Genomic DNA, 17984 nt, shown 5'->3' on the forward strand with positions numbered 1-17984 from the left:
AGATCCTTTCCTAAGAGACCGGCAGCAACGCCGCAGGCTGTTTCTGTTGTCCAAGATCCCCCACAAATTGGTCGATGAGTGTGATTACTCGTTCCGCCGTCCGCTCGTACGGCTCGCTGTCCTCGATCGACAGCCACACAACTCCCGCTTCACTTCGAAACCAAGTCATCTGCCGTTTCGCAAAACGTCTCGTGTCGCGCTTGAACCGACGCACCATTTCGGCGTAATCACACTCATTCGCCAAATGAGCTCCGATCTGGCGATAGCCGAGACCTTTCATCGAACCGAGCTCGCGCCCGTATCCCCGGCCAAGCAATAATCGAGTCTCTTCTACCATCCCATGAGTCAGCTGCCAATCGATTCGTTCTTCAATCCTTCGATACAGGGTCTCTTTCCTTCGCTCAAGGCCTATCAGAAGAGCGGAAAACGGAGTCTCGTGAAACCCGTGTTCGGCTTGCATGGTCGACAGTGGACGCCCGGATAGCCGAAAGACTTCTAACGCCCGCATGACCTTGGATTCATCATTCGGATGTAACCGTGCTGCCGTTTCAGGATCAACGCGCATCAGCTCGGCGTAGAGACCAGTTCGCCCCCACTCGTCTCTCGATTTCGTGAGGTCTGCCCTCACGTGGGGATCGGCCTGGGGCGCTGGACACAACCCTCTCAGCAAGGTTCGGATATACAACCCCGTTCCCCCCACCACGAAAGGCAACCGGCCTTCACTGTATAAGCGTTCGATTTCCCCCACCGCGACCCGCCGATACCAACCCGCATTAAACGTTTCGCTGGGGTCGACCAAGTCGATGAGTCGGTGCGGCACCGCCTGACGCTCCTCGGTGGTTGGCTTATCCGTTCCAATGTCCATCCCGCGATACACTTGACGGGAATCCGCCGCCAGCACCTCCGTCTCAAAGTATTTGGCCACGTGTATTGCAATCCCACTCTTACCGACGGCCGTCGGACCGAGCAGCGCGACGAGGGGACGGTAGTGGAGTAACTGATCTGATCGCATGTCACGCGAACGCCGCCGAGCCGATACTCTGCCTATCTGCCGAGACCACATCTCTCCATCGAATATCCATCGCCTCCACCTGAACCATCAGCTACCAGCCGACTCGTCCGAACATTTTCTCCAGGTCTGTGATGCCGAGTCGGAACGACGTTCTCCGCCCGTGCGGACAGGTTGTGATCTCCCCTTCGGTGCGCCATTCCTCAACCAGAGCTTTGATTTCATCCGGTTTCATCGATCTGCCGGCCCGAACCGCGCCATGACACGCCAACGATGCCAGGACCGACCGCACTCGTGCCTCCACACTAGACGCACTGTCCCACTGTGTAAGGTCCTCCAGGAGATCCTGCAAGAACGTGGTCGGATCGATCTTGCCCAGACCGACCGGAATCGCTCTGATCAAGACGGTTGAGGAGCCAAATGGTTCTATTTCCATCCCCAATTGCTGCAGATCATTTTGGTAACGTTGAAGCAAGGCCGCCTGAGGTGGCGACAGTTCCACCGGATCGGGAATCAACAGAGGCTGGGCCTGGATACCACGGGTCGTCCATGCTCGATACAGTCGTTCAAACAGGACCCGCTCGTGAGCCGTGTGTTGATCAATCACCGTCAAATCTCCCCCGACTTGAGCGATAAGGAATGTCCGATTGATCTGCCCCAGCGCAGTTACCTCAGCTGAAGGCACTTGAACATAGGGCTCCGCCGCGTCGCTCACCAACGGCAATTGAGTTTTAGAACCGGGCTGTAGGGTGGCCGATTCCGCTTCAACGGATTCAGCCGCGGGAAGAGTTGTCACGGGGGAATCCAAGGTCCGTTGCACGGAAGGTTCTATGAGCGGAGTCTTTCCAGGTTCATCCGCCTTCCCACCACTCAAGGCTTGGCGCACCGCACGCCGTACGAGTTGGTGGATCAGCTCATTGTCCGAAAATCTCACTTCCCGCTTGGTCGGATGGACATTGACATCGAGGCGGTCCGGATCAATTTCCAGAAACAACACGAATCGCGGTTGGCTCCCCTTGGCGAGGAATGAACTATACCCTTCCCCAACGGCATGAGAGATTGCGGCGTTGCGCACAGGGCGACGGTTCACGAACAACTCTTGCGGTATGCGAGCGGATTTTGCATGAACCGCATCGACGATGTACCCCCTGACACAGGCTCCAGAGAGCGAGCCCTTGATCCGAAGACATTGGTCGAGAAAGGTGCGTCGATAGACCTGGGCGATCCGATCATCCTCCGACAGCGCAGACGGGTAATTGAAGATCTCCTCGCCATTGTGCGTCAAACGAAAATGGACTGACGGCCAGGCGAGCGATGTCTGCTGTACGACCCGGCTGACATGCAAGAACTCCGTGAGGGTCGACTTCAGGAACTTCTTCCGGGCCGGCTGATTGTGGAACAGCTCTGCAACCTCGATACGTGTTCCCGTGATCGGAGGAGCTTCGGCGATTCTCTCGACCGCTCCCCCGACGACTTCCAGCTCGGTCCCTACTTCGGCGAAACGAGTCGCCGTCATCAACCGAACATGGGCGACAGCGGCGATGCTCGGCAAGGCTTCGCCACGAAAACCCATCGTTCGGATAGACCAGAGATCCAGATCGGACCGGAGCTTGCTCGTGGCATGCCGCTGAAAAGCGCACGGGGCATCTTCCCGACTCATGCCCTCCCCGTCATCGCTCACCCGAATCAAGACAAGCCCTCCGTCCCTCACATCGATCGTGATGCACCGACTCCCCGCATCGAGACTGTTCTCGATGAGCTCTTTGACAACCGTCGCCGGACGTTCGACCACCTCTCCCGCTGCAATGCGGGCGATGACCTCTTCCGGAAGAGTACAGATCTTGCCACTGCCGTCGGCTCTCAGCACGGCACGATGCTCCTCATGAGCGAGAAGGCGGTGATGGGGCGGGGCGTCGCGCCAAGGCGACGATCATCGGATTTCGGCCAACTTATACCTTGCCAACTTCGATTCGTCCGATGAAGGGAACTCTTCAAGCACTCGCTTCAGATTCTTTCTCGACCTACCGAGATCGCCGGTCTCGGCCGTCGCCAGACCAAGCTTATACAGCGCCGCGGGGACCTTTTCGTTTCCTGGATATTCCGTCACGAGAGAGTCGAAGGTTTGGATGGCCCGCCCATAGTCTTTCAAGTTGTAATACGATTCTCCCAGCCAATATTGAGCGTTCGGAGTCAGAGACGTCCCGGGAAAATCCTTGATGAACCGTTGGAACCCTGCGACCGCAAGCTCGTATTTCCCGCTGAGATAATCATTATATGCCAGATTGAAAGCGGACGTCGGCGTGATCCCGGATACCGCCACCGTCGGCTCTACCGATTGAGTCTGTTTGACAGGCCTCGAAGCACGAGACTCTATCGACGAATCCGGCTTGGCGGATGCCTGACCGGCAGCCTCTTCCAGCTTTGCCAACCGGCTTTCAAGTTTTTGAAAGCGTGCCGTCAGGTCATCGAATCGCGGTTTCGCAGAATCCGCATCCTTGCTCCGCTCTACGGCATCCAATCGTCGCATCGCGGCATCCACCCGTTGGTGATCCTGGTCTTGCGTTCGCGAGACAGTCGAAAGCTGATGGCGCATTTCCAGAAAATCGGCATGCTTGGCACAGCCAACTAACAGGATTGTCGATGCCAACAATCCCCAGACTGCAGAACCGGACACGAGTGTACGGACACACATAGTGTTACCGCACCTCCTTGAGTTGAGCCAGTTTGTCCGAGGCTTTTCCTGCCTCAGCAGTTTTCGGGTAGAGGGTGACTACTTGCTTAAAGGCGGACGACGCTCGCTTCCTATCTTTTAGCGCCAAGTACGCATATCCTTTTCTTAAGATTGCAGCAGGCACCTTTTCGCTGCCGGGATAGTCGATCTCCACTTTATCGTAGGCATCGATCGCTCTCTGGAACTCTTTCTTACCGAAGTGCGACTCCCCCAACCAAAAGCGAGCATTCGGCGCGAGGGTAGAGTTTGGATAGTCATCCAGAAATCCGGCAAATCCCTGCCGAGCGCCTTCCAAATCCCCGTCTCGAAACAAGCCTAACACCTGCTCATAGCGAACCCGATCAGGCGGATCGGCACTGGCCTGAACCGGTTCAAATTTCGGTGATTCTTGGGGAGGAACGATCGTTGTCGCGCCTCCCGTCGTCTCCGGCCCAACGGACAGCCTTGAGGCCTCCCCCCCATCCGGCATGGACTCATTCGACCCCACAGCAGACTGTTGCACCGGTTTGTGAACCTGTTGGAGAGGAGCGGACCTATTTGATACCTGCTCAAGACTTTTCGCCAAGGCATCGATTCGACTATCCTGCTCGTCAAGGCGAGCCGTAGCTTTTTTCCCGACCGCTTCAAGCGCCTTCGTGATGGACATCACGCTTCGGTTGACTTCCTCCGCATGGGTCACCCTTATTTTTGAATCGGCGTCGATTCTCGATGTGAGCTGCTTCGCGGTTTGCTCGTGCTCGCCCACGCGATCATTCAGACCGGTCAGCGCCTCCCGAAACCCCGTCAGCGCCTGATTGAACTGGGTGAACTTTTGGGAGCTCTGCTCGATCTTATTCTGGTGCTCCGTCAATTCCTTTTGGTGCCCTTCCAGCTTGACATCGACGCGTTTTGCCAACCCCTCGTTCGTGCGTTGGACGACGTCAATGACCTCTTTTTTCAACGTCTCCATGGCCTTCGAGAGCTCGTCCAGCCGAGCCGATACCTTCGCGTCCTGCGTCTCGAAGCTCTTCTGCATCCACAGATAACGCGTGCTGCTGTCGGATTCCAGCTTGGCTGCCAACTGTTCCAGTTTTTTTGTCTGCTGCTCCAACTGGGCTGACCGATGCTTAAAATCTTCCTGTTTGCTCTGGAGCTCTCGTGCCTGGTGCAGAGCCTTGTCGAGCTCCCCTCGCAGCTGCGGCAATTCATGTTCGCGTAAGGTCGAAATTTCCTGGTTCTGCCTGGCCCTGGTCTGAGACAGCTGTTGCTGAAGATCTTTTTCGGCTTTTTTCAGATCGGACTGCTGCGCGACACACCCCGGCAAAAGGAGACCGCCCACAGCTAGGCCGAGAAGCATCCCATATCTTGTTCGTAGTTGAGGCGTCATGTCCTGAGCTCCGAACGACCACCGACAATCGGGGCTCGTTCAGGCGAACGGCTCTGCCATCGCATTACTTCCCTGTCTTGACAACGAGATGTCCACGGCGATTCTGCGAGTAGCAAGATTCCGTATGTTCCGTGCAGAACGGCCGTTCTTTGCCGTAGGAAACGACCGACAAATGAGTGGGGACCACCCCCAGTTCAACGAGATAATTCCGAACAGCCTTCGCGCGCTTTTCACCCAGCACCAAATTATAGGCTGAGGTGCCCCGCTCGTCACAATGTCCTTCGATTTTCAGCTGTGCGTACGGATTCGATCTGGCCCATTCCGCATTGCCGGAAAGGGCATGGCGTCCCTCATCGGTGATCGAAAAGCTATCGTACGCGAAAAAGACATCCCGAAGTCCAGCCGCCACGGACGCCACCTGCTCCGCACGAATTTCAGCCAACTGGCGAGCGGCCGCGCCGGAATCTGCTTTTGCGATCACCCCGTTAGAGCGGCCGGCACCGCCTTGACTACCTCCATTGCCGCCATTTCCCGCTAACCGCTCTTCGGAAGGATTGCGATCCAACCCTCGTAGGCTATTCGCATCCTCACGCCCAGAGAACGACGTATCGGGAAAACTTGAACTGGTTCCTTCTTTGGCCCCCCCCTTAGCCATCTCTCCTCTGGCCATCTCTTCCTGCAAAGCCTGGGTATCTCCTCCTGATCGGACCGCCTTCTTCGAGCAGGCTGGAATTCCCAGCACGATGATACCAAGAATCAACGGCAAGCAGCTGGCTGGCGACGTTTTCATTAGCTTCCTTTCCTCCTATGAAATATCGTCCTTTTTCTTACAGCGAAGGACGATTGCCGTCAATGCCTTCCTGGATATTTACGATGCCGGAGACCAGGACGGTGCGCTATTGTGAGTTCCGATAAATGTAATGCGCTCGAGATCTTTACCGTCCGCATTGATCATGTAGATCTGACTCTTCCCGTCCACCGTCGAGCTGAAGACTAGATGCCGACCATCCGGAGACCAGGACGGAGAATCATCCACTCCCAGTCCTGTGGTTAATTGAAGATGTTTCTGGCCATCGGGGGTGATCACACACAGTTTGTACTCTTTCTTGGAAGTCCTGCACACGTAGGCGATCCAATTTCCTCGAGGAGACCAGGCCGGCGCCGCGTTGTAGTCTCCATCGAACGTCAAGCGACGCACGTTGGATCCATCCGCGCTCATAAGGAAAATTTGTGGTCCGCCGCCTCGATCGGACGTAAATGCAATCTCGCGCCCCGAGGGAGACCACGAGGGAGATAAGTCCCCGGCCGCATTCGTGGTGAGTCTCTGAACGGCTTTCGTACGGGTATCCAAACGATATAACTCGGCGTTTCCTTCATGGCTTGAGGCGTAGGCCAGCGCATTCCCATCGGGAGAGAAAACCGGAGTGATGTTCAACCCTCCTTGCGCGACGAGTGTCCACCGTTTTCCTGTGGCAAGCTCGATCATGTCGATATCCTGCGTGTTCCGATTACGGTACGTCGTGAAAACTAAAAACCGTCGGTCCGGCGACCAACGAGGCATCAGGTTCAAGAACCCGTCGGCAGTCAACTGACGAGGCTCGTATCCATCGTAATCCATCACGAATAACTCGCGAGCCGTTCCCAGCTCCGAGACATAGGCGATCTTCGTCCGGGCGATTCCCGGTTCTCCCGTATAGCGAAAGACCAACTCATCGGCAAAACGATGGGCCATGAGGCGGACCACCGATGTCGAGCCGACATATCGCTTCCCTCCCACGACTTCGTTGCTGCCCGTATCATACACGTACCCATCCATACTGAGATCGGCGTCCTTGCTACCATTCTTGATTCCCGCCTTACCCCAGACAATGACTGATACCCCGTTCTCGGCGGCTTGTTTGAAAGAAGCATCAGGCTCTGCCCCGAGCTGAGCGACCTTGACGCCAAGACTCGGCAAATCGACAAGTGCGAAGACCTGCGAGCGTCGCACATCCGCCTTGAGTACTTCTTCGATACGCGTACCCAGCTTCACACGTCCCTCGGGTGATTCCAATCCACCCACGTTTTCAATCGCGACGATCCCTAGTGGAATCTTCTGAAAATCCGGTCTAGTTGCTTCAAGAAAGACGTCGGCGGCACCGGATTCAATGATCCAAGCGACGCCGATGGACACACACAGAATCACAAACACCACAGCTCGGAAGGTCATGGTTTATCCTTGCGGCTCTCCGACCGTAAAAGTGAAGTGGGCGTCCAAATACGGATCACCGATATCAGATGGAAACATAGGCAATGGGTTTGCACTGAGAACCGCTCGTTTCCCGGCTAGATCATAGTACTCGTTTCCTGAGGATTGCTCGATCATCACACCGGTGACCGAGCCGTTCTTATGAAGTCTGAACTGTACGATAACGACGTAGGCTTGGCCGGTCAGATCCATCGGCGGAGCATTCCAGGAATTACTGATTCGCTGCCGCACAAGCGCAAGGTACGCGCTGGATCCCTGAGTCATCCCTGAAACCTTCAATGTGGTATCGACGGCCTTGACGTTCTGGACCTTTGCTTCGACTTGAGGGGCAGGTTTTGACGATATTTCCACCGGGGGCGCTGCTTTGGGCACCTCAAGTTTTTTGATTTTCTTCAGTTCCTCATCCAGTTCCTTCGCCACATCTTCGGTCAGAGAGGAGGGCTGAGCGGAGGCAACCAGCCTCTTGGGGGGTGTTTCCTTGGTTTCCGTGAGGACTGGTACATCGGGCAGCTTGATCACCGGCGATTTCCTTGGCCTGTCCTCCGGACTGATGTCGCCGCGCTTCGGGGCATCCGGAGGCAACTCAATATCTTTCATGATATCGCGCATGAGATCATTCGACGATTTTGCTGGAGCGACCGGAGGAGGAGGGGGTGCGGCCGTCACGGGAGGAGGAGACACAGGCGCCATTTTCACGGGAGGAACCGATTTGGGTTTATCAACAGGTTTAGGGTGCTCGATGGGCTTGGGTTGCTCGATGGCTTTGGCGACGGCTCTGGATTGCTCGTTAGGTTTAGTCTGTCGTACCGGCTTAGGTGGTTCAACCTCTTTTTTACTCGTCTGACTTTTCGGCGGTTCAACAGCCTTCTCAGGAAGCGTCGGCAGACTTGCGAGGGAAATCTCAATGGACGCCAGGGGTCGTTCGCCATGTCGTGGCAGGCGAACCCAGCCCACCATCGCCAGCATGCCGACATGCAGCACCAGAGAGACGACGACGGCAAAACCTAAGCGGCGAGTCAGCGTCGCCTGCCATTCATCATCCGAGACCATGCCGGCCGATGCCCAAGCCTGCACTGTGGACCTTATCCTACTGGTTGGGTTGGGATGGCGTATCCTCACTGACGCGTTCAGGTCCGGTGGGATCAGTCACCATACCGAGTTTTTCGATGCCTGCCTTTTTGACTCCATCCATCACCTGAACCACAATTCCATATGGCACGTCGCGGTCGGCGCGTAAATACAATGAGACATCGGCATGCTCTTCCTTCATCACGCGCAGCCTTCGCTCCAGCTGAGCCACGCTTACCTGATCTTTGTCGAGATACAGACGTTGATCCTTTTCGATCGTCAACACCGCCCGAATCTCGGGCTTGATCGTGTTCGACGCTGAAGCCGGCAACGTGATGTCCATGCCTCGATAGAGCATCGGTGCCGTGACCATAAAAATCACCAGGAGCACCAGCACAACGTCCACGAGCGGAATCACGTTGATCTCCGCTAAAAATCGACGCTGCCTCGTCTCAAAGATCATCCCTTCACTCCAACGGGAACCGGAGCGATAGGTCTCGTTTGGGCTGGAATCAAAGCGAGGAGCTCCACCACGACCGAATCCATGTGCATTGCGGCGCGTCTGATACGTACGAGAAAATAATTATAGGCGACCACGGCAGGAATCGCGGCAAACAATCCGGCTGCGGTCGCGATCAAGGCTTCGGAGACGCCGGGAGCCACAGCCGCAATGCTGGCTGTGCCTTGTGTGCCGATTTCCCGGAATGAGTCGATAATACCCATCACCGTTCCCAAGAGGCCCACGAACGGACAGATATTTCCGGTCGTCGCAAGAAACGGGAGAAACGATTCCAGCTTGGCGATCTGACCTTGAGCAAGATGGGCCGCCGTCCGCTCCATCACATGTCGATCATACGCGACGGAACCGTTTTCATTCACCTCGGTGGGAATGTAGCCGATCCGTTGAATCACGGCATGAAAAATCTTCGCGCAGGGACTCCCAATCGTCTGCTGCGCATGCCGAGTGACTTCCTCCACATCTCTGGCCCGCAGCAACAGGGTCATGAAATGACGATCTTTTGCATCAGCGGTGCGAAATACGGCCAATTTGTAGAAGATGATGGCCCATGACGTGATCGAAAAGCAGACCAGGAGCAAGAGAACCACCTTGGACACGATCCCGAGCGACAGAACGACTCCTAGTGGGCCGGTTTGAAACATACGAGTCTTTACTCTCCCTCCTCAGCGCGCATAATTTCTTGGCAAAGTGGAGTGTACCAAACTCTGAAGATAATGGCGGGGCCGACGGGATTTGAACCCGCGACCTCCAGATTGACAATCTGGCGTCCTAACCAGGCTGAACGACGGCCCCGCAAAACCTATCACTGGCAGAACAGCAGCACGATAAGACGAAATCGTTGGTCGCCGATCAATTCCCGCGTGTAGGAACAGGCTCTCCGCCCGGCAAGCTCACTTCCTGTCTCTGCGTACCAAATATCTCCGAGTGGTAGGCGGAACAGGGATTGAACCTGTGACCTCTGCCTTGTAAGGGCAGCGCTCTCCCAACTGAGCTATCCGCCCGATTTTCTTAGCAACCTCTGCGGAGCCTATCAAGTCCGTGCTTCCTTGTCAACGTGTTTGCGCGCTGTCGTCCGGTTCCACAATATCCCAGTTCCTAACTATGGACGCTATGGCTGCTTCATCGAATTTTCCACACGGGTCCGCCGCCGGCCGGGCTGCCGTGGGAAATATCGGCGATGGATTTGTTTCAGTCGGCTGCTTTCCACATGCGTATAGATTTGAGTCGTCGCGATATCTGCATGCCCCAACATGGATTGAACGACTCGTAGATCGGCCCCGCCTTCCAGCAGATGCGTGGCAAAAGAATGCCGCAACATGTGCGGCGAGATCGGCTTGGAAATACCGGCACGTCGTGCTCGGTGCAGCAGCAGCTTCCAAAATCCCTGTCTGGTGAGTCCTCGTCCTCGCCGGCTGATGAACAGGACGCGGGATGATCGCTGTTTGAGTAGAGTCGGTCTTACACGTTCCAAGTAATCCACCAACATCTTGCCCGCAGTCTGTCCGATCGGGACGATTCGCTCCTTGGCACCTTTTCCCACAACTCGTACACAGCCCAGATTCACGTCGATCTGCGACAGGGTAAGCCCGACAAGCTCCGACACTCGAAGACCAGCCGCATACAGCAATTCCAGCATCACACGGTCGCGTTGATCCTCGGCGCGATCGCGAGCCGGTAGTTCCAGCAACGCCGTCACTTCTTGATGCGTCAGCGTCTTCGGAAATCGGACCGGTCGACGAACCGCCGTCATGTCACGGAGCGGGCTCGTCTCCAGGAGGTTTTCTCGAACCAGAAAGCGATACCACCCTCGCATCGCCGAGACTAGGCGGGCAATCGATGAGGCCGCGAGGGCCTCCTGCTTGAGCGATGCGAGAAAGGATCGTATCGTGTGCGGTGGAACGGAGTCTCCTATACTGAGCTGATGCTTCCTCAAGTATCGCTGCAACCTAAAAAGGTCGCGCCGATAGGACTCGATCGTATTGGTCGCCAGCCCGCCTTCAATCCGCAGCTCGCTGAGATACCGTTCGAGAAGCGGGTCCAGCAATGCTACCGTTGGTTCAGCCATGGCCGTCGGATGAGGAACTATAGCGAACTCCCGTTATCCGTACAATGACACCGGCATAGTTCTCCTTGACAGGTTGCATCCTTTCCGATAGTAGTCTGCCTACGGCCTACCACCGGCCGGACGTAATGCTCGCCCACGCTCATAACCCTTCCTCCATCTCCCCATGGTCGCCGCTGATGGTCGCCATCGCTCTTGCACTGATGCTCGGTGCCGGCCTCATGCCGACTCAATCGGAGCAGGCAGAAGCGGCAGAACCCGCGAAAGTCCTTCCTCCGAATCCGCCGGTCTTGAACCAGGCCAAACACCTGATCGAGAAGGGCGATCCGGAATCAGCCGTCACGATCCTGCGTCGATTCCTGACGACCACTCCCCCGCCTGAACACCTCGATGATACCTACCTGCTGCTGGGTGCCGCGCTCTACGGAATGAAGGACTATGGAGAGGCGCTCCGCTACCTGAACCAACTTCAGACAGAGTTTCCCGAATCCGACCTCGTGGACCGAGGCAAGCTCATGATGGCCCGCACCCATGCCGCTATGGGGAATATCGACCTCGCCTTGCCGTTGCTGGCGCAAGTACGGACAACGACACAGGACGACGCAACCAAACGTGAGGCACAGCAGCTGACGGCCGAGGCCTTCGCTCAAAAAAAGGATTATGTCCGGGCCATCCATACCTTGCTGGAGGGAATGGCCGGCAGCTCCGATGCACAGATGGCGGAGACACGGGAGCAGATTCGCCAATTCATCACGGAAAAGTTGGACAAAAAAGGGTTGACCCGGATGCGGGATGCTTATCCCCGTTCATATCCCGGCGACCTCGCGTCTCTTCGACTGATCGATTACTACATCGGGCGAAACGAAGACCACTTGGCAGAACGGGAGACCCGACATTTTCTCGCTGCGTTTCCCGCTCATCCCTCCGCCCCGAAGGCTAGCGAAACGCTGGAACTCATCAAGTCGAGGTTGAAGGCAAATCAGTATTTTATCGCGGCCATCCTTCCGTTGTCGGGACAATTGTCCAGCTTCGCCAACGACGTCCTGGAGGGAATTCAGTTGGCGGTGGAACGGGCTCGCGAGCAGCCAGGAACTCCATCCATTGGGTTGGTCGTGAAGGATCATGATGCCGACCGGCAGGGCTTTTTGGACGATCTCTCGGCGCTGCTCAATGACGACCGTCCGCTCGTCGTCATCGGGCCGATGCTGTCAAAAAACCTTCCCGTCATGGCCGAAATGGCGCAAAAGACCAGGATCCCGCTGATTACACCAACGGCCACACTTCCCAATGTCCGCCGGTTGGGCAGCTATCTTTTCAGCACGGCGTTGACGTATGCCATGCAGGCCGAGCGTATCGCGACTTATGCAGCGAAAGAACAGGGCTATCGACGGTTCTGCATTCTCCACCCCGACACGCTCTATGGGCGAGAACTTGCCCGACTCTTCGCACAGGAGGTGCGCCGGCTGGACGGTGAGATCATCTCCATCGAAATGTTCAAGGAAGGAGAAACAGATTTTGGCCCGCAGATCCAACGGCTCAAGGCAGAGGATCTGAAAAAGTATGGACTGGCGGTTCCGGTCGACGTGCCGCGACAGCCCGGCAAACCACTCGGCCGAAACGAAAAGCGTGTTCTTTATACTCCGGGGTTTGACGCGATCTTCATCCCCAGTCGTTCACACGAGATCGGTCTCCTCGCCGCACAGCTGGCGTTTCATGACATCAAAGTCCCGCTGCTGGGCACTAACGGTTGGAACTCTCAGGACTTTGCCCGCACCGCCGATCGGACAGTCGACGGCGCAACATTCGTGGATGGTTTTTTTGTCGACAGCCCGAATCCTGCCGTGCAGGAGTTCGTGCAGCGGTACCATAAGCGCTTTCAATCAGCCCCGTCGCTCTTCACCATGCAGGGCTATGATGCAGCCAGAGTCGTCATCGAAGGAATCCGCCAAGGGGCAACCTCCGGCGAAGCGCTTCACGACTTCCTCATGACCCAGCACAACTTGCCGACACTCGCCGGGCCTGCCGATTTCGGACCAGACGGCACCCTGCACCGACCGCTCTTTCTTCTGCAGGTGAAACAAGGTAAGTTTGTGCAATTGGATTGATCACTCATGAATTCTCTCTCACAGATCCTGCACACAATCTCGTATATGGGGCTTCCCTTGTTGTTCGCGATGGTGCTCCATGAATATGCGCATGGATGGATGGCGGAGAAATGCGGCGATTCGACCGCAAAGCGTGAAGGACGACTCACCATTAATCCACTGGCCCATATCGACCCGTTCGGCACCGTCATCTTACCGCTGATCTGTTTGATGTTGCCCGGGAGCTTTCTGTTTGGATGGGCCAAGCCGGTTCCGATTGATCCTCGGAATATGCATCAGCCTCGACGTGACATGGCGCTCACGGCGGCTGCCGGACCCGGGATGAATCTACTGCTCGCCGTCGCGAGTGCCTTGCTCTTGGCATTGCTCCTCACGTTCGAACCAACGTTGTCGCTCCGTAAGACTGCAGAAGCGGATGCTTCGTCAGACTTTTTTGCGGCCATGTTTCTGCGCCCGATCGCCATCATGGCGCTGTATTCCGTGATGATCAATGTGTTGCTTGCACTGTTCAACCTGCTTCCGATCCCACCGCTCGACGGCGGACGAATCCTGACGGCGGTGCTGCCGCCGAAACCAGCAATGGCCTTAGCGCGGTTGGAGCCTTATGGCATGCTCATCCTGGTGGGGCTCATCGTGTTCGACAAAGAACTGGGCGTTATCCATACGATCACCGGAACCTTCGCCAGGGGTCTGTCCGGTACGATCTTGTCGACCGCACTCAGCCTTCGCCCAGGAGTAGCAGAATGACCACAGCACGCAGACGAGTCCTCAGCGGCATGCAACCCAGCGGCCTCATGCATCTCGGAAACTACCTCGGTGCCTTAGAAAACTGGAAGACATTGCAAGAACAGTATGACTGCTACTTCTTCGTCGCCGATTGGCACGCGTTGTCGACGAATTATGCCGACACCAGCCGCATTCGTACGTTCGTGCGTGAGATGCTGATCGATTGGCTGGCCGGCGGCATCGATCCGGAACGATCCACCATCTTCATCCAATCTCGCATTCCTGAACATGCCATCCTCCACCTCCTGCTCGCGATGATGACTCCCATCTCGTGGCTCGAACGCAACCCGACCTATAAGGAGAAACAAGAAGAAATCAAAGAGAAAGATCTCACGACTTACGGGTTTCTCGGATACCCAGTCCTGCAGGCGTCCGACATCCTCTTATACAAACCCGATTTCGTTCCGGTGGGAAAGGATCAACTGCCGCATCTCGAGCTGACGAGAGAGCTCGCCAGGCGATTCAATGACATTTACAAAACAGCCGTATTCCCCGAGCCGAAGGAACATCTGACCAAGTTTCCCAAGGTGGTCGGTACCGACGGCAGAAAAATGAGCAAGAGTTACAATAATACGATCAACCTGTCGGACACCGAGCCGGTCGTCAGGCAAAAACTCAAAACCATGGTCACCGATCCGGCACGCGTCAGACGGACCGATCCGGGCAACCCCGATCTCTGTCCCGTCTACGAATTCCATAAGATCTATTCTCCACAGGCGATTCAGGACCAGGTCAATAAGGACTGCCGAACCGCCGCGATCGGCTGTATCGACTGCAAAAAACTCGTGGCGGACCGCATGGTGGAGCAGTTGATACCGATCTGGGACGCCCGCACGAAGCTGACTCAACATCCGGCTCGCGTTGAAGAAATCGTGGAGGCCGGCAGCAAACGAGCGGCTGCGGTCGCCGGTGCAACCCTACATGAAGTGAACGAGGCCATGAAAATCTGACCCAATTCCGCCTCCCGTGCCCCACCTGCAAGATTTGCGAATCCGCTAGAAGAACGACCTGGTCGGTGAAAAAATGCCCCGCAGGATAGCTATCAGCGAGGAGGGGCCGCTATGACGCACTGGACCGGCCAATTACGACTGGGGAACATCGCTCTGCTCGTGGGACTTGTCTCGCTCCCCGGCTGTGGGACCTGGTGGCATGGCGATCATCAGTCCGTCACGATCTTCACGACACCACTCGATGCACAGGTCGTGGTCGACGACCGCGTCCACTTGCTGGCACCAGGCACGGTCTCTCTCAACCGAAAAGAAGACCACCAAGCCGTTGTCACCAAAGATGGTTATGAACCAAAGACCATGACTCTGACGAGAACCTGGTCCTGGTGGATCCTTGGCGATATCTTCGGTTGTGCCATCATTTTCTCATCGGCCTGCATTGCCACCGACAAAGACGACGGTGGCTACTACACCTTCGACGACAAGGTCTACGTGACGTTGGAACAGAAGACCACCAAATTGCCTCCCTATCAGTAACCAGTCCACTTAAGTGGTCACCTGTATTTCTGCTTCCCTCAATGTTTGAGAAAGGTCTGTGCGTGTTTTTCATAGGTTCGGTGAGTCTGCGCGATTTCTTGACTTGTGGTATGGTGTTGCGACCGGCAGATGGGCATTCCGGTGGAGACGTATGATTCAGTCTTGGCAATACTGGTCAGCTCTGGTCTTCTGCCTGGTCATCACATCATCGGTTTTGTTGGCCGCCGATCCGCCCTGCGACAAGTATCCACCGGCCAAGCAATCACGCTGTACCGAGATCTGGAAAGACCTCAACCAGGAAGACGGGCCGGTTATCGCCCAGTTTGGGCTCGATCAACAAAAACGGCGCGATGAAGGGAAGATCGATGCCAAGCAACATCTCGCCGAGAACATGACCTTCATCAAACAATCGACTGAAAAGCGGATCGAACGACTCAACGAGCGCATGGCCAAGGAGTAGCCGCTACAGTTCCGCGCCTTTCTCTTTTTCAGGGGTTTCCCCGATTGATTCCAGCAAGTCACGCCCTACAAGAATCGGTGCCTTGAAATACACGGCCAGTGCAATGGAATCTGACGAACGGCTGTCAAACACCTTGACCTGGTCCTTGAATCTCACCGTCAATGCCCCATAGTATGTACCGCCCTTTAGCGTGATAACCGTCTGCGTCACCGTTCCACCGTATGCGTTCAAGATCGTGTGCATGAGGTCGTGCGTCATGGGCCGAGGCAGCTTTTCCCCGCTCAAGGCACTCTGAATCGATAGCGCCACTGTGAGGTCGACAAAAATCGGGATCGTCCGTCCTTCGGCCCGCAGTAGCACCACGGGGCCATGGTCCGACATACGGACCGTCACCTCGGCAATTTTCACGAGATCAGAATGAGAGCGGAAGGGTTCTTCGCCCTGGACGACAGAACAAACCGGCACCAACCAGAGCAGCGCAACGAGAGTCACCACCTTGCATAAAGCCATGGTCCCTCCCCATGCCGTCACACCCGGACAAACTGATTCGATTCCTTTTCCACACCAATTTCGGTGTCCATTCCATGACCGGTCACGACGGTCGTCGCCTCGTCGAGGGTATAGAGTCGTTCGCGAATAGACTCTTCAATGGCTTCGAAATCGCCGCCCCACAAGTCGGTCCGGCCGATACTTCCCCGGAAGAGCGTGTCTCCGGCCAACAGAAGTTTATCGTTCGGCACATGAAAGCTCATCGATCCAGGCGTGTGACCCGGAGTATGGAGCGCCACGATCGGCACCTGCCCCAACATCACCTTTTCGTCATCGGCAAGCCAATGGTCCGGAGGCAGGGCCGGCACATAGGAGACCCCAAAAACCCGACATTGGAGTTCGAGGTTTTCCCAAAGCTCGAGATCATCCTGGTGCAAGCAAATCGCCGCGCCGGTCGCTTTTTTGATCTCGCTGGAAGCCAGAAAGTGATCGAGATGGGCATGCGTATGAAGAATACGGCTGACGGTGAAACCCAGCCGCTCCACTTCCTGGAGGATTCGCTCCGGTGCGCCGCCCGGATCGATAACGACCGCCTGCTTCGTGATAGGATCGCCGATGATCGAGCAGTTGCAACCGAGGGGTGGAACCGAAAAGGTCTTCCGAATCAAGGCAGTCATGATATTGGCATGCTACCGTTCAACGAGCTAGAAGCGCAAGCTAGGGACGAGCTTCGACAGAACCATCCGTTCCAGCACACCTCGTCATGTCTCGGCGGTAAGGAATCTGTCTCTTACGACCCGATCATACCGGCCCTAGTCTCTACCTGAACAGATGAAGCAAGATACGTCCGAATACTACATGGACAAGTTGAGATGAACCGTAGATAATCCCACCACTTTCTTGGGAGGACTATCGCGTGCGCAACGAAACGTTCGCTGATCCATGGTCGCTCGGCATCTGGGCCGTACTGGTGGTGGTTACCGCCGGCTGCGTTCCGGACGATAATTCCGTTCGCATCGAGAACGAGGCCCTCAAGAAGCAAGTCGCCAAGCAAGAATCCCTCCTGAGCTCGTTATTGGACGGGAATAAAGTGATGCAGCAGCAGATCGATCTGCTCAATCAAGAACTCCGGGATGCGAAGAGCACCGTAGAAGCCACGAAGACGGAAGCCAAACAACAGACCGAGCAACTGGAATTGCAGCTGGCCGAGACCAAACGAATGATGGCAACACAGATGACGGAATCCCTCAAAGTCGAGGAGAAAGGCGCACAGTCTGACACGCTCCCTCGGCCTATGCCGACCGTTGCCAAGGTCGTCGAAGAGGCATTGGCACGCAACGGGTATCAGTTGAAGATCAGCGTCAAGACCGATCAACGTGCGGTTTATATCACTGAGCGTAAGATCTCCAACCCGACGTCGCTCGAAGTGACGGGCTCGCGGAATCAGTACCTTGTTTCCCTCCAAGCCCTTCCCGACAATCTGACGAAACTCGGCGTGAAAGCTGAATTCGAACGGGTCGCACAGGGGGGCCGCATCTTAAGCGTCAGCCGCGAAGAAATGAGCGAAATCGAGCACCGCCTCATCAACGAAATCAACAAGGCGCTCGCCAATCCAGCCAAGACATAAGTTCGTCACACAACGATCACAATCCCCCG

Annotated in this window: 18 protein-coding genes and 2 tRNA genes; 6 read left to right on the forward strand and 14 right to left on the reverse strand. The window is 56.0% G+C overall.

Annotated features, from left to right (window positions below):
- Window positions 1-10: 10 nt before the first annotated feature.
- From miaA to xerD, 12 genes are all read right to left on the reverse strand, one after another.
- A complete protein-coding gene (gene miaA / locus P0119_08925) occupies window positions 11-1012 on the reverse strand; it encodes a tRNA (adenosine(37)-N6)-dimethylallyltransferase MiaA (protein MDF0666184.1) in 1002 nt (333 codons plus the stop codon).
- Between the two features lie 91 nt (window positions 1013-1103).
- A complete protein-coding gene (mutL, locus tag P0119_08930; GenBank protein ID MDF0666185.1) occupies window positions 1104-2876 on the reverse strand; it encodes a DNA mismatch repair endonuclease MutL in 1773 nt (590 codons plus the stop codon).
- 63 nt (window positions 2877-2939) lie between these two features.
- Window positions 2940-3701: a tol-pal system protein YbgF gene (gene ybgF, locus P0119_08935; protein MDF0666186.1), complete on the reverse strand. Its 762-nt coding sequence runs from the start codon at window positions 3699-3701 to the stop codon at window positions 2940-2942.
- 4 nt (window positions 3702-3705) lie between these two features.
- On the reverse strand, window positions 3706-5106 hold the full coding sequence (ybgF, locus tag P0119_08940; GenBank protein MDF0666187.1) for a tol-pal system protein YbgF: 1401 nt from the start codon (window positions 5104-5106) through the stop codon (window positions 3706-3708).
- 64 nt (window positions 5107-5170) lie between these two features.
- Window positions 5171-5896: a peptidoglycan-associated lipoprotein Pal gene (gene pal / locus P0119_08945; GenBank protein ID MDF0666188.1), complete on the reverse strand. Its 726-nt coding sequence runs from the start codon at window positions 5894-5896 to the stop codon at window positions 5171-5173.
- Window positions 5897-5974: 78 nt separating this feature from the next.
- Window positions 5975-7315: a Tol-Pal system beta propeller repeat protein TolB gene (gene tolB, locus P0119_08950; GenBank protein MDF0666189.1), complete on the reverse strand. Its 1341-nt coding sequence runs from the start codon at window positions 7313-7315 to the stop codon at window positions 5975-5977.
- A gap of 3 nt (window positions 7316-7318) precedes the next feature.
- Complete coding sequence (locus tag P0119_08955) at window positions 7319-8428, reverse strand: TonB family protein (GenBank protein ID MDF0666190.1); 1110 nt, start codon at window positions 8426-8428, stop codon at window positions 7319-7321.
- Window positions 8429-8441: 13 nt separating this feature from the next.
- A complete protein-coding gene (locus P0119_08960) occupies window positions 8442-8885 on the reverse strand; it encodes a biopolymer transporter ExbD (protein ID MDF0666191.1) in 444 nt (147 codons plus the stop codon).
- On the reverse strand, window positions 8882-9583 hold the full coding sequence (locus P0119_08965) for a MotA/TolQ/ExbB proton channel family protein (GenBank protein ID MDF0666192.1): 702 nt from the start codon (window positions 9581-9583) through the stop codon (window positions 8882-8884). The genes P0119_08960 and P0119_08965 overlap by 4 nt, the downstream gene beginning before the upstream one ends.
- Before the next feature lie 73 nt (window positions 9584-9656).
- Window positions 9657-9734, reverse strand: a tRNA-Asp gene (locus tag P0119_08970).
- A gap of 133 nt (window positions 9735-9867) precedes the next feature.
- Window positions 9868-9943 (reverse strand) — tRNA-Val (locus P0119_08975).
- A 107-nt stretch (window positions 9944-10050) separates the two neighbouring features.
- Entirely contained in the window at window positions 10051-11007 is a 957-nt protein-coding gene (xerD, locus tag P0119_08980; protein MDF0666193.1) for a site-specific tyrosine recombinase XerD, read from the reverse strand.
- Window positions 11008-11183: 176 nt separating this feature from the next.
- On the opposite strand from xerD, the gene P0119_08985 reads away from it, so the two are divergent.
- From P0119_08985 to P0119_09005, 5 genes are all read left to right on the forward strand, one after another.
- On the forward strand, window positions 11184-13109 hold the full coding sequence (locus P0119_08985; protein ID MDF0666194.1) for a penicillin-binding protein activator: 1926 nt from the start codon (window positions 11184-11186) through the stop codon (window positions 13107-13109).
- Between the two features lie 6 nt (window positions 13110-13115).
- A complete protein-coding gene (locus P0119_08990) occupies window positions 13116-13856 on the forward strand; it encodes a site-2 protease family protein (protein ID MDF0666195.1) in 741 nt (246 codons plus the stop codon).
- Window positions 13853-14845 (forward strand): tryptophan--tRNA ligase, encoded by a 993-nt coding sequence (gene trpS, locus P0119_08995; GenBank protein ID MDF0666196.1) that lies wholly within the window; start codon window positions 13853-13855, stop codon window positions 14843-14845. The genes P0119_08990 and trpS overlap by 4 nt, the downstream gene beginning before the upstream one ends.
- 111 nt (window positions 14846-14956) lie before the next feature.
- Window positions 14957-15379: a hypothetical protein gene (locus P0119_09000; GenBank protein ID MDF0666197.1), complete on the forward strand. Its 423-nt coding sequence runs from the start codon at window positions 14957-14959 to the stop codon at window positions 15377-15379.
- A gap of 151 nt (window positions 15380-15530) precedes the next feature.
- Window positions 15531-15839, forward strand: coding sequence for a hypothetical protein (locus P0119_09005; GenBank protein ID MDF0666198.1), 309 nt, complete (start codon window positions 15531-15533; stop codon window positions 15837-15839).
- 3 nt (window positions 15840-15842) lie between these two features.
- Here P0119_09005 and P0119_09010 read toward each other — a convergent pair whose 3' ends face one another.
- Window positions 15843-16349: a bifunctional nuclease family protein gene (locus tag P0119_09010; protein MDF0666199.1), complete on the reverse strand. Its 507-nt coding sequence runs from the start codon at window positions 16347-16349 to the stop codon at window positions 15843-15845.
- Between the two features lie 17 nt (window positions 16350-16366).
- Window positions 16367-17005, reverse strand: a complete 639-nt coding sequence (locus tag P0119_09015; GenBank protein ID MDF0666200.1) for an MBL fold metallo-hydrolase — start codon at window positions 17003-17005, stop codon at window positions 16367-16369.
- 239 nt (window positions 17006-17244) lie between these two features.
- Between P0119_09015 and P0119_09020 the strand changes: the two genes are divergently transcribed.
- Window positions 17245-17955, forward strand: coding sequence for a hypothetical protein (locus tag P0119_09020; protein ID MDF0666201.1), 711 nt, complete (start codon window positions 17245-17247; stop codon window positions 17953-17955).
- The last annotated feature ends 29 nt before the right edge of the window (window positions 17956-17984 follow it).

The organism is Nitrospira sp., from assembly GCA_029194665.1.
Classification (GTDB): domain Bacteria; phylum Nitrospirota; class Nitrospiria; order Nitrospirales; family Nitrospiraceae; genus Nitrospira_D.

What these genes read in the sequence shown, in the direction of transcription:
- tolB (MDF0666189.1), bottom strand. Translation starts at nt 7,315, where the DNA reads ATGACCTTCCGAGCTGTGGTGTTTGTGATTCTGTGTGTGTCCATCGGC.
- P0119_08960 (MDF0666191.1), bottom strand. Translation starts at nt 8,885, where the DNA reads ATGATCTTTGAGACGAGGCAGCGTCGATTTTTAGCGGAGATCAACGTG.
- miaA (MDF0666184.1), bottom strand. Translation starts at nt 1,012, where the DNA reads ATGCGATCAGATCAGTTACTCCACTACCGTCCCCTCGTCGCGCTGCTC.
- P0119_09000 (MDF0666197.1), top strand. Translation starts at nt 14,957, where the DNA reads ATGACGCACTGGACCGGCCAATTACGACTGGGGAACATCGCTCTGCTC.
- P0119_09010 (MDF0666199.1), bottom strand. Translation starts at nt 16,349, where the DNA reads ATGGCTTTATGCAAGGTGGTGACTCTCGTTGCGCTGCTCTGGTTGGTG.
- P0119_09015 (MDF0666200.1), bottom strand. Translation starts at nt 17,005, where the DNA reads ATGACTGCCTTGATTCGGAAGACCTTTTCGGTTCCACCCCTCGGTTGC.
- xerD (MDF0666193.1), bottom strand. Translation starts at nt 11,007, where the DNA reads ATGGCTGAACCAACGGTAGCATTGCTGGACCCGCTTCTCGAACGGTAT.
- trpS (MDF0666196.1), top strand. Translation starts at nt 13,853, where the DNA reads ATGACCACAGCACGCAGACGAGTCCTCAGCGGCATGCAACCCAGCGGC.
- pal (MDF0666188.1), bottom strand. Translation starts at nt 5,896, where the DNA reads ATGAAAACGTCGCCAGCCAGCTGCTTGCCGTTGATTCTTGGTATCATC.
- P0119_08990 (MDF0666195.1), top strand. Translation starts at nt 13,116, where the DNA reads ATGAATTCTCTCTCACAGATCCTGCACACAATCTCGTATATGGGGCTT.
- ybgF (MDF0666187.1), bottom strand. Translation starts at nt 5,106, where the DNA reads ATGACGCCTCAACTACGAACAAGATATGGGATGCTTCTCGGCCTAGCT.
- P0119_08985 (MDF0666194.1), top strand. Translation starts at nt 11,184, where the DNA reads ATGGTCGCCATCGCTCTTGCACTGATGCTCGGTGCCGGCCTCATGCCG.
- ybgF (MDF0666186.1), bottom strand. Translation starts at nt 3,701, where the DNA reads ATGTGTGTCCGTACACTCGTGTCCGGTTCTGCAGTCTGGGGATTGTTG.
- P0119_09005 (MDF0666198.1), top strand. Translation starts at nt 15,531, where the DNA reads ATGATTCAGTCTTGGCAATACTGGTCAGCTCTGGTCTTCTGCCTGGTC.
- P0119_08965 (MDF0666192.1), bottom strand. Translation starts at nt 9,583, where the DNA reads ATGTTTCAAACCGGCCCACTAGGAGTCGTTCTGTCGCTCGGGATCGTG.